Source organism: Cyanobium sp. T1B-Tous (assembly GCF_024345475.1).
Taxonomy (GTDB): Bacteria; Cyanobacteriota; Cyanobacteriia; order PCC-6307; family Cyanobiaceae; genus Cyanobium_A.
This window is the reverse complement of the sequence record NZ_JAGQBE010000015.1, coordinates 37067-46006: the sequence shown is the minus strand read 5'-3', so window position 1 is coordinate 46006 and position 8940 is coordinate 37067. Positions and strand designations below refer to the sequence as shown.

General features: G+C 66.8%; 10 protein-coding genes and 1 pseudogene. 5 read left to right on the top strand and 6 right to left on the bottom strand.

What is annotated here, in order from left to right; translation table 11 throughout:
* Both KBY71_RS05760 and KBY71_RS05755 read left to right on the top strand, forming a co-directional pair.
* Window positions 1-1048, top strand: a pseudogene (locus KBY71_RS05760) (excinuclease ABC subunit A); the annotation flags it as partial.
* A gap of 89 nt (window positions 1049-1137) precedes the next feature.
* Complete coding sequence (locus KBY71_RS05755) at window positions 1138-1443, top strand: hypothetical protein (RefSeq protein ID WP_254928000.1); 306 nt, start codon at window positions 1138-1140, stop codon at window positions 1441-1443.
* Window positions 1444-1564: 121 nt separating this feature from the next.
* Here the strand turns inward: KBY71_RS05755 and KBY71_RS05750 are convergent, their stop codons facing one another.
* Window positions 1565-2011 carry a hypothetical protein gene (locus tag KBY71_RS05750; protein WP_254927999.1) on the bottom strand — a complete coding sequence of 149 codons (447 nt, stop codon included), beginning with the start codon at window positions 2009-2011 and terminating at the stop codon, window positions 1565-1567.
* A gap of 246 nt (window positions 2012-2257) precedes the next feature.
* Here KBY71_RS05750 and KBY71_RS05745 point away from each other — a divergent pair, with 246 nt between their 5' ends.
* Window positions 2258-4393: an HAD family hydrolase gene (locus KBY71_RS05745; RefSeq protein ID WP_254927998.1), complete on the top strand. Its 2136-nt coding sequence runs from the start codon at window positions 2258-2260 to the stop codon at window positions 4391-4393.
* Window positions 4394-4406: 13 nt separating this feature from the next.
* Here the strand turns inward: KBY71_RS05745 and KBY71_RS05740 are convergent, their stop codons facing one another.
* A complete protein-coding gene (locus tag KBY71_RS05740; protein WP_254927997.1) occupies window positions 4407-5435 on the bottom strand; it encodes an LCP family protein in 1029 nt (342 codons plus the stop codon).
* A gap of 67 nt (window positions 5436-5502) precedes the next feature.
* Window positions 5503-6702: a formate-dependent phosphoribosylglycinamide formyltransferase gene (gene purT / locus KBY71_RS05735; protein WP_254927996.1), complete on the bottom strand. Its 1200-nt coding sequence runs from the start codon at window positions 6700-6702 to the stop codon at window positions 5503-5505.
* Between the two features lie 52 nt (window positions 6703-6754).
* Here purT and KBY71_RS05730 point away from each other — a divergent pair, with 52 nt between their 5' ends.
* On the top strand, window positions 6755-6928 hold the full coding sequence (locus tag KBY71_RS05730) for a cytochrome B6 (protein ID WP_254927995.1): 174 nt from the start codon (window positions 6755-6757) through the stop codon (window positions 6926-6928).
* Window positions 6929-6939: 11 nt separating this feature from the next.
* On the opposite strand, the gene KBY71_RS05725 is transcribed toward KBY71_RS05730, so the two are convergent.
* The 3 genes from KBY71_RS05725 to KBY71_RS05715 are packed head-to-tail and all read right to left on the bottom strand — an operon-like array spanning window position 6940 to window position 8629.
* A complete protein-coding gene (locus KBY71_RS05725; protein WP_254928004.1) occupies window positions 6940-7176 on the bottom strand; it encodes a hypothetical protein in 237 nt (78 codons plus the stop codon).
* A gap of 24 nt (window positions 7177-7200) precedes the next feature.
* Complete coding sequence (gene mraY / locus KBY71_RS05720; protein ID WP_396095078.1) at window positions 7201-8307, bottom strand: phospho-N-acetylmuramoyl-pentapeptide-transferase; 1107 nt, start codon at window positions 8305-8307, stop codon at window positions 7201-7203.
* A 46-nt stretch (window positions 8308-8353) separates the two neighbouring features.
* Entirely contained in the window at window positions 8354-8629 is a 276-nt protein-coding gene (locus tag KBY71_RS05715) for a DUF3134 family protein (protein ID WP_242036386.1), read from the bottom strand.
* A gap of 43 nt (window positions 8630-8672) precedes the next feature.
* Between KBY71_RS05715 and KBY71_RS05710 the strand changes: the two genes are divergently transcribed.
* Window positions 8673-8933 carry a hypothetical protein gene (locus KBY71_RS05710; RefSeq protein ID WP_254927994.1) on the top strand — a complete coding sequence of 87 codons (261 nt, stop codon included), beginning with the start codon at window positions 8673-8675 and terminating at the stop codon, window positions 8931-8933.
* Window positions 8934-8940 lie beyond the last annotated feature (7 nt).

The window sequence follows — 8940 nt, the reverse complement described above, 5'->3', positions numbered from 1 at the left end:
TCCGGCGGAGCGCCGCAGCAGCGGCACCCGGCGGCTCACCCTGGTGGATTGCGCCCGCAACAACCTCTCGGGCTTCGATGTGGAGATTCCGCTGGGCCGGCTGGTGTGCGTCACCGGCGTGAGCGGCAGCGGCAAGAGCACGTTGGTGAATGAGCTGCTCCATCCGGCGCTGGAGCACCAGCTGGGCCTGAAGGTGCCCTTCCCCAGCGGGCTGGCGGAACTGCGCGGCATCAAGGCGATCGACAAGGTGATCGTGATCGACCAATCGCCGATCGGCCGCACGCCCCGCTCCAACCCCGCCACCTACACGGGGGCCTTTGATCCGATCCGCCAGGTGTTTGCGGCCACGGTGGAGGCCAAGGCCCGGGGCTATCAGGTGGGCCAGTTCAGCTTCAACGTGAAGGGCGGGCGCTGCGAGGCCTGCAGCGGCCAGGGGGTGAATGTGATCGAGATGAACTTCCTGCCTGATGTGTATGTGCAGTGCGATGTGTGCAAGGGGGCCCGCTACAACCGTGAAACCCTGCAGGTGACCTACAAGGGCCACACGATTGCCGATGTGCTGGAGATGACGGTGGAGCAGGCCGCCGATGTGTTCTCCGCCATCCCCCAGGCGGCGGATCGGCTACGCACCCTGGTGGATGTGGGCCTGGGTTACGTGAAGCTCGGCCAGCCGGCGCCCACCCTTTCCGGTGGTGAAGCCCAGCGGGTGAAATTGGCCACCGAACTCTCCAAGCGCGCCACCGGCAAAACGCTCTATCTGATTGACGAGCCCACCACCGGCCTCAGCTTCTACGACGTGCACAAGCTGATGGATGTGATGCAACGTCTCGTCGACAAGGGCAACTCAATCCTGGTGATCGAGCACAACCTCGATGTGATCCGCTGTGCCGACTGGATCGTGGATCTCGGTCCAGAAGGGGGAGACAAGGGAGGAGAGATCGTGGTTACGGGCACCCCAGAAGAGGTTGCCGAGCATCCCACCAGTCACACGGGCAGGTATCTCAAGCAGGTGCTGGAGCAGCATCCTCCTGAGGTGGTGGGGGGTTGAGAAGAGAGGATCCGAGGATTGCGTCATCCTCTTGCGACAACAATGTTGATGACGACGTCATGATTGTTTTGCTAGAGCTGCCACTGTGAGTGGGCCTTGATTTCCTTTCGCTGATGGCTTACATCCTTACCCATTTCTGGCCAGGTGCGACGGAAGAGCAGTACCGGGATGAAGTTGCAGCTGTTCATCCCAAAGGTGGTTTGCCAAACGGGCAGCTTCATCACGCAGCTGGAGCCGTCGATGGTGGTGTGTTGATTGTGGCAATCTGGGACTCCAAGGAGTCATCGGATCGCTTCGTTGCCGATGTGCTGATGGCCCATGTCCCCGAACCTGGGGGCTTCTCCGGTAAACCTGAGGAGCGGGCAGCCGAAGCCTTTAATTTTATTTCTCAATAGCCCACTTTCTGGTTAGGGCAACCAACGTACGGGGAGCTTAGATAGGCTCCCTTTTTCTTTGTCTTGTATTGATTGATATTCCTCGAGGTGGTGGGGGTTTGATGAAGTTGGGCCAAGGGCCCTATTCCCGCACCGTGTAGCTGATCTGTTCGCCCACTTTGAACAGCGGGATCGTGGTGTTGATCACGGTGTCCACGGTGGAGATCTCGTCTGGGCTTTCGTCGGTGCGTACCACCACTACGCCTGGAGGCTTGGTGTAGGTGTAAATGTTGGTGCTGTTGGATTCTTCGTACCGGCCCGAGCCTGATGTTTTGATCGGTTTGGGTCCTTTTTTGTACCAGGTTTCGTTGAACACAAAGCTGTTTTTGCCCGTGCTCACCTGTTCCACATGGCTGTACGAGCCGTCGCTGGAGTTGCCCCTCCATTTCGAGGTGCGGGTGTTGATTGCGGAGGCTGGATCATCCCGTCGCTTGGCGCGGGACAGCTCATCACAGGCGATCAGGTTGCCGAGCAAGAGCAGCCCGGTCGCGAGGGCCAGTCCCCGATTGAGTGTTCCTTGCGCCGCCACGCCTGATGGCCTCCCCACTGCTCTCACCCTAAAAACCCTGTCTGGCCCAGTCAAATCGCTTGGTCGGCCCCCGACGCTGAATTGTGTGCTCCCCGTCATCCAGCTTCATGGTCACGGGTTCGCTGAAAAAGCAAGTCATCACTGCCGTTTGCCCGCTGAAGCAGTAGTTCTGCCCGGGGAGCTCTGTGACGTAACGCGGACGGTGGACGCCGAACTCGCTATCGATAAAGGCAGTGGTCTTGCCCTTTGGGTTTGTACATCCTCCACCTGCACCTGCATGGTCTGTTTCGGGGTCACGACCTCGAACTGGGCCGGGATGCCGACACCGGTGGCCAGACCACCTATGTGCTCGAGCTGGTCCGCAGCCTGGCCCTGCGGCCGGAGGTGGAGCGGCTTGACGTGGTTACACGGCTGATCCGGGATCGCCGCGTTTCTGCCGACTACGCCCAGCCCTGGGAGGCGTTGGGCCCTGGTGCCGCCATTCGGCGGCTGGCCTTTGGGCCGCGCCGCTATCTGCGCAAGGAGTTGTTGTGGCCCCATCTCGATGAGCTGGCCGATGCGCTCACGGAAAGCCTGCTCGCCCAGCACCGTCTCCCCGATTGGATCCATGCCCACTACGCCGACGCCGGCTACGTGGGTGCCTTGCTGCGGCAGCGTTTGGGCATTCCCCTGGTGTTCACCGGACACTCCCTGGGCCGGGAGAAGCGCCGGCGCCTGATCGACGCGGGTTTGGATCCCCGCCAGATCGAGGAGCAGTACTCGATGGCCCGGCGCATTGACGCCGAAGAGCTGGCCCTCGCCCACAGCAACTTGGTGGTGACCAGCACCCGTCAGGAGCTGGAGGTGCAGTACGCCCGCTATGGCCGCTTCTGCGCGGATCAGGCCGCCGTGATCCCCCCGGGCGTTGACGTGCGCCAGTTCTTTCCGCCCCAGCCCGGCCTGGAGGAACCCGTGGTGCAGGGGCTGATCGAGCCCTTTCTGCGCGATCCCGCCAAGCCGCCGGTGCTGGCCATCTGCCGGGCCGATCACCGCAAGAACATCCCCGCCCTGGTGGAGGTGTTTGGTCGCTCCGAGCGCCTGCGGCAGCAGCACAACCTGGTGCTGTTGCTGGGTTGCCGCAACGACCCCCGCCAGCTGGAGAAGCAGCAACGGGAGGTGTTTCAGCAGGTGTTCGAACTGGTGGATCGTTTTGATCTTTACGGCCAGGTGGCCTATCCGAAGCAGCACGGGCGTCACCAGATACCGGCCATCTACCGCTGGGCTTCACGGCTGGGTGGTGTGTTCGTCAATCCCGCCCTCACCGAGCCCTTCGGCCTCACCCTGTTGGAGGCTGCGGCCTGTGGCGTGCCGATTGTGGCCACCGATGACGGGGGGCCCAAGGACATCCTGGCCCGCTGTCAGAACGGTGTACTGGTGGACGTGTCCGATCTCGACGCCCTGCAGCAGGCCCTGGAGGACAGCCTGGCCAATCCGGAGCGTTGGCGTCGCTGGCGCGACAACGGGGTGGAGGCGGTGAGCCGTTCCTTCAGTTGGGATGCCCATGTGAACCACTACCTGGGGGCGGCCACCGCCGCGGCGCACCAGGCGGCCAGCCTGCGGCCCAGTCGCTGGTTTCAGCAGGGTGAAACCGTTCCGCCCGAGCGTCCCGAACGGCTGGTGGTGCTCGATCTCGACGCGAGCCTGGCCGATCCGGATCCCGGCAGCCTGGCTGAATTGCGGCGCCGTTTGCTGGCCGAATCCCAGCTGGGCATTGGCCTCACCAGCGGCCGCTCGATCCAGGCGGCTCGCCAGCGCTTTGCCGAACTCCACCTGCCCGAACCCTGGCTGTGGATCACCCAGGCCGGCACCGAGATCCACATCCGCACGCCCGAGGGCCTCTGGCCCGACCACCACTGGCAGCGCCACATCGGCCGCCGTTGGGATCGGGATGCGGTGCAGGCCGCGCTGGCCGCACTTCAACCCCGGCTGCGCCTGCAGGATCCGGCCCAGCAGGGTGCCTTCAAGGTGAGTTACCTGCTCCAGGAGCCTGACCAGGGCATCCTGCCCCTGGTGCGTCAGACCCTGCAGCAGCACGCTCTGACGGCCCGAGCCCACCTCTTCCAGCACTGGTATTTGGATGTGCTGCCGCTCACGGCTTCGAAAACCGAGGCCCTGCGCTACGTCGCCCTGCGTTGGCAACTGCCCCTCAGCGCCATCCTGGTGGAGGCCAGCCAGCAGGGGGATGGGGAGCTGTTGCGGGGCCTGCCCTGTGGGGTGGTGCCCGGTGACCACGATCCGGCCCTGGAATCCCTGCGTCAGAACCGGCGGGTGTTCTTTGCCTCCAGCCCCCAGGCCTGGGGCCTGCTGGAGGGCTTGGAGCACCACCGTTTCCTGCGGCGCTGAAGGATTGCCCCCTTCAGGGCAGCGGTTCTTCGCTGCTGACCCCGGCGTAGTGGCTGTTGCCGTCGGGCATCCAGTAGCTGAGGTCGTTGTGCCAGAACGCCCGACCCGGCAGTTGGCGGGTGGTGAGTTTGGTGCTGGCCATGGCGGTGAGCAGCTGACCCATCTCCACGGGGGAGAGATCGGTTTTGACGTCGTCGCCGGCGACCTTCAGCAGCTCCGGCAGCCGGGCCAGGGTGGTGGGCTGGGCCAGTTTGCGGAACACCTCGGCCAGCACCAGTTTCTGCCGCTCCATGCGGCCCAGGTCGCCCAGTTCATCGTGGCGGTAGCGCAGGAAGCCTTCGAGCTGCTCGCCCTTCAGCACCTGGCGGCCGGGGTAGAGGTCGATGTAGAGGTTCTGGGCGTTGTCGACGTAGTACATGCGCTTGGGCACGTCGACCTCGACACCGCCGAGGGCGTCGGCCAGGTGCTCAACCGCCCGCAGGTTGACCCGCACGTAGCGATCCACCGGGGCATTCAGCAGGCTGGTGAGTTCCTGTTTCAGGGCTCCCATGCCGCCGAAGGCGTAGAGGGCATTGGCCTTGACGATGCCGTAATCGGCCGATTCCACGAAGGTGTCCCGGGGCACCTGGGTGAGCTGGGTGGTGCCGTCCTTGAGCTGCACCGTGAACATCACATCGGTGTTCTCGCCCACCTTGTCGGTGCCGATCACCAGGATGCGGCGGTTGCCGATGCCGAAGGGATTGATCAGGCTCGTGAGGTGCTGGGGCCCATGCACCAAGGCCGCCATCGCTCCACTGGCCAGCTGGGGCAGGGGCCCGGCCAGGCCATAGCCGAGGGCGATGCCCAGGGCGAAGGGCAGCAGGGGGCGGCGCCGGTTGCGGCGAGGGGCCTCGCTGGCGTGACCAGCGGGTTTGGGCCGGCCTGATTGGCGTTGCTCGCGCCCTGATTGGCGTTGCTCGCGAAGGTTGTGCAGGTCGGTGACCACAGCCCCGCGGCTGCTGTCGCGTCGGCTGCGACGCGGGCGGGGTTGGGCCTGGCTCATGGGGGTTCCTGCTGGCGGCACCATAAGGGCCGAAACCCTGCTGCACCAGGGGGTGAGCGCCGCTTGCTCAGCTGGAGGGCTGCACGCGGATCTGGGCGGCGGCCGCATCGGCCTTGCGGCGGGCCTCGGCCTCGTTGCTGCCGCGGGCCAGGGCGACGCCCATGCGCCGCTGGGGGCGGGCCTCCGGCTTGCCGAACAGCAGCACCTGGGTGTCCTCTTCGCTGAGGGCTTCCGCCACGCCGTCGTAGGCCACCGGTGCGCCGGCCGCCTCGGCCAGGATCACCCGGCTGGCGGCCGCTCCGAGGCTGCGGATCGCCGGAATCGGCAGGCCCAGCACCGCCCGCAGATGCAGCTCAAACTCGCTCAGGTTCTGGCCCACCAGGGTCACCAGGCCGGTGTCGTGGGGGCGGGGTGAGAGCTCGGAGAACACCACCTCCAGCGTTCCGGCGGGGGTGCGGCAGAGAAAGAACTCCACGCCGAACAGGCCCGCACCACCCAGGTTGTCGGTGACGGCCTGGGCCATGGACTGGGCGGTGGCCAGCTCGGCGCTGCCCAGCTCGGCGGGCTGCCAGCTGGCCTGGTAGTCGCCCCGCTCCTGGATGTGGCCGATCGGCGGGCAGAAGAGGGTGGATCCAGCCCACTGCTTCACCGTGAGCAGGGTGATCTCCAGCTCAAAGTGCAGGAATTCCTCCACGATCACCCGGGCCCCCGCACCGCGGGCGCCGGCCAGGGCGGCATCCCAGGCGGCGGCGATGCCCTCCGGCCCCGGCACCACGCTCTGCCCCTTGCCGGAGGAGCTCATCACCGGTTTCACCACCACCGGCCAGCCCAGGCCGGCGGCGGCAGCCGCCAGCTCCTCGGCGCTTTCGGCGTAGGCGAAGCGGGCCGTGCGCAGCCCCAGCTCCGTGGCGGCTAGGTCGCGGATGCGGTCGCGGTTCATGGTGAAGGCCGTGGCCCGGGCCGTGGGGATCACGGTGATGCCCTCGGCTTCCAGCTCGGCCAGGGCATCCACCGCCAGGGCTTCGATTTCCGGGATCACCAGATCGGGCTGGTGGCGGCGCACCACGGCCTTGAGGGCCTCGGCGTCGGTCATGGCGATCACCTCGGCCACGTCGGCCACCTGCATGGCGGGGGCGCCGGCGTAGCGGTCCACCGCGATCACCCGGCAGCCGAGCCGCTGGGCGGCGATGGCCACCTCCTTGCCCAGTTCACCGCTGCCCAGCAGCATCAGCGTGGCGGGCAGGCACGTGGGGGCTGGTGAGGCCATGGGGGACACCCGGCAAGATGGACTCGATTTTCCTCCACACCGGGGCGCCTCGATGGGTTGGCTGTTGGCATTGCCATTGGGGTTCAGCACCGCCGGGGATGCCGCCAACGGCCTCCTGTTCGGCTGGGATATCGCCACCCTGCAGAAGTGGGCCCTGATCTATCTGGGCCTCTCCTCACTCGCCTTCGTGGTGGTGTGGGTTGTGGGCTACCTGCGCCGCGGTTGAGCCTGGCCCCCTCAGGGCAGCAGGGTGAGCTGCCGCACCGGTGATTCTTCGTTGATGAAGCCGTAGGCCTCGAACACCGCCGGATCGGGGTGGGTGATGTGCTGGCCATCGCTGTGGCGCTCCAGTTGGAAGCCCTCGGTGGCCATGCGCCGCATCAGTTCGGCCGCCTCCTCAAAGCGGGCGGCCATGGCCGCCAGGCTGGCGCAGTCGGAGGTGAGGCCGGTTTCCTTCCAGGTGAAGTAGGCCATGGGGGGCGGTGGCAACGGCAGGGCTCAGGGCAGCAGCACCAAACCCAATCCCACCAGTAGCAGGCTGGCGACCCAGAAGCGGATCACCACCCCCTGTTCCGCCAAACCACCCAGTTCGAAGTGGTGGTGCAGTGGCGCCATGCGCAGCAGGCGCCGACCCTGGCCCGTGGCCGGGTTCTTGGTGGCTTTGAACACCCACACCTGCAGGATCACCGACAGGGATTCGGCCAGGAACACCCCGCCCATCAGCAGCAGCGGCCACAGGCTGTTGGAGAGCAGGGCCACGGCGCTGAGGGCGGCCCCCATGGCCAGGGAGCCCGTGTCTCCCATGAACAGCCGGGCGGGGTGGCGGTTGTGGGCCAGAAAGCCCAGCCAGCAACCGGCCATGGCGGCGCAGAAGCCGGCCAGGGACGCATCGCCCTCATGGCCGCGCAGCATCAGCTGCAGCCCCAGGCCGGTGAACACCACGGCGCCGCAGCCCGCCGCCAGTCCGTCGAGGCCATCGGTGAGGTTGGTGGCGTTGCTTTCGGCCAGAAACACAAACAGACCCAGGGGCCAGATCAGCAGCCCGATCGGCAGCACCCAGCCCAGGGGCAGGCCGATGTCGCCGGCGTCGGCGCCCCCCAGCCACTGGCCCGCCGCGGCCCAGACCAGAAACAGCACGGCCGCTCCCGCCTGGAGCAGCAACTTGCCCCGGGGCGTCAGGCCCGTGTTGGTGCGGCGGGTGAGGCTGCGCCAGTCGTCGATGGCGCCAATGGCCATGTAGGCCAGGGTGATGGCGGCAACGGCCAGCAGGCGCGGATCACTCGGGGTGATCAGGCCCCCCACCAGCACCCCCACGGGCACCACCAGCAGGCCGCCCATCGTGGGCGTGCCGGCCTTGCTCAGGTGGCCCTGGGGCCCCTCTTCGCGGATCACCTGGCCGAGCTTGAGCCGGCGCAGCCGGGGCACTCCCCAGGCGGTGACCGCGGCGCTGATCAGGCCCGCCAGCAGCAGCGGCGGGGTGAGCTGGGCGGCCCGGGTGTGCCAGTCCACCAGCACACAGGCCAGCAGCAGCAGCCCGCCCAGGGCCCAGGCCGCTTGGCGGCTAGGCACCGCGCGGTCGTTGGGCTGGTCAGAACCGGAAGACAGAACCAAGGGATGGGGCGCTCGCTTGCCCCAGTCTCCCCTGCCCGATTCAGTCTTCCCAGTCTTCGTCCTGTTGCTCGTCGTCCTTGTTGTAGTCCTCCTTCTCGCCCATCAGCGCCGAGAGCTCTTCCTCTTCCACCGTGCTCACTTCGGTGCTGGCGGTCTCTTCGTCGGCCACCAGGCGCCCGCTGGTTTCCAGCCAGCTCAGCAGGTCGGGCTCATCCCGCAGCGGCAGCACCGGTGCCGGCTCGCTGCGCCCGTAACGGGTGAGTGAGGGGTTGATCGTGTCGAGTCGACTGCTGCCAGTGGTCGCAAGTTTGCTCATAGGAGGAGGCTGCGCCCTAGACGTCCAATCAACCACCATAGCGGTGTATCCGGTGGTTCCCATGAAGCTGGCTGGGGTGGTGCGCCTCTGGTCCCTGGCGCTGGCGATCAGTGCCCTGCTGGCCGCCGCGGGTGAGCGCTGGCCGGCTCCCTTGCCCCTGCAGCCGGCGCTGGTGTGGGGCCTGGTGTGGCTGCCGCCGCTGGCGATGGGGCTGTGGTTGCTGATCCGCTGGCGGCTGCCCGGGGATACCGGGGTGCCCGATCCGGGCACTCCTGACCCCGACAGGGGAGAATCGACCGATTGAGCGCAGG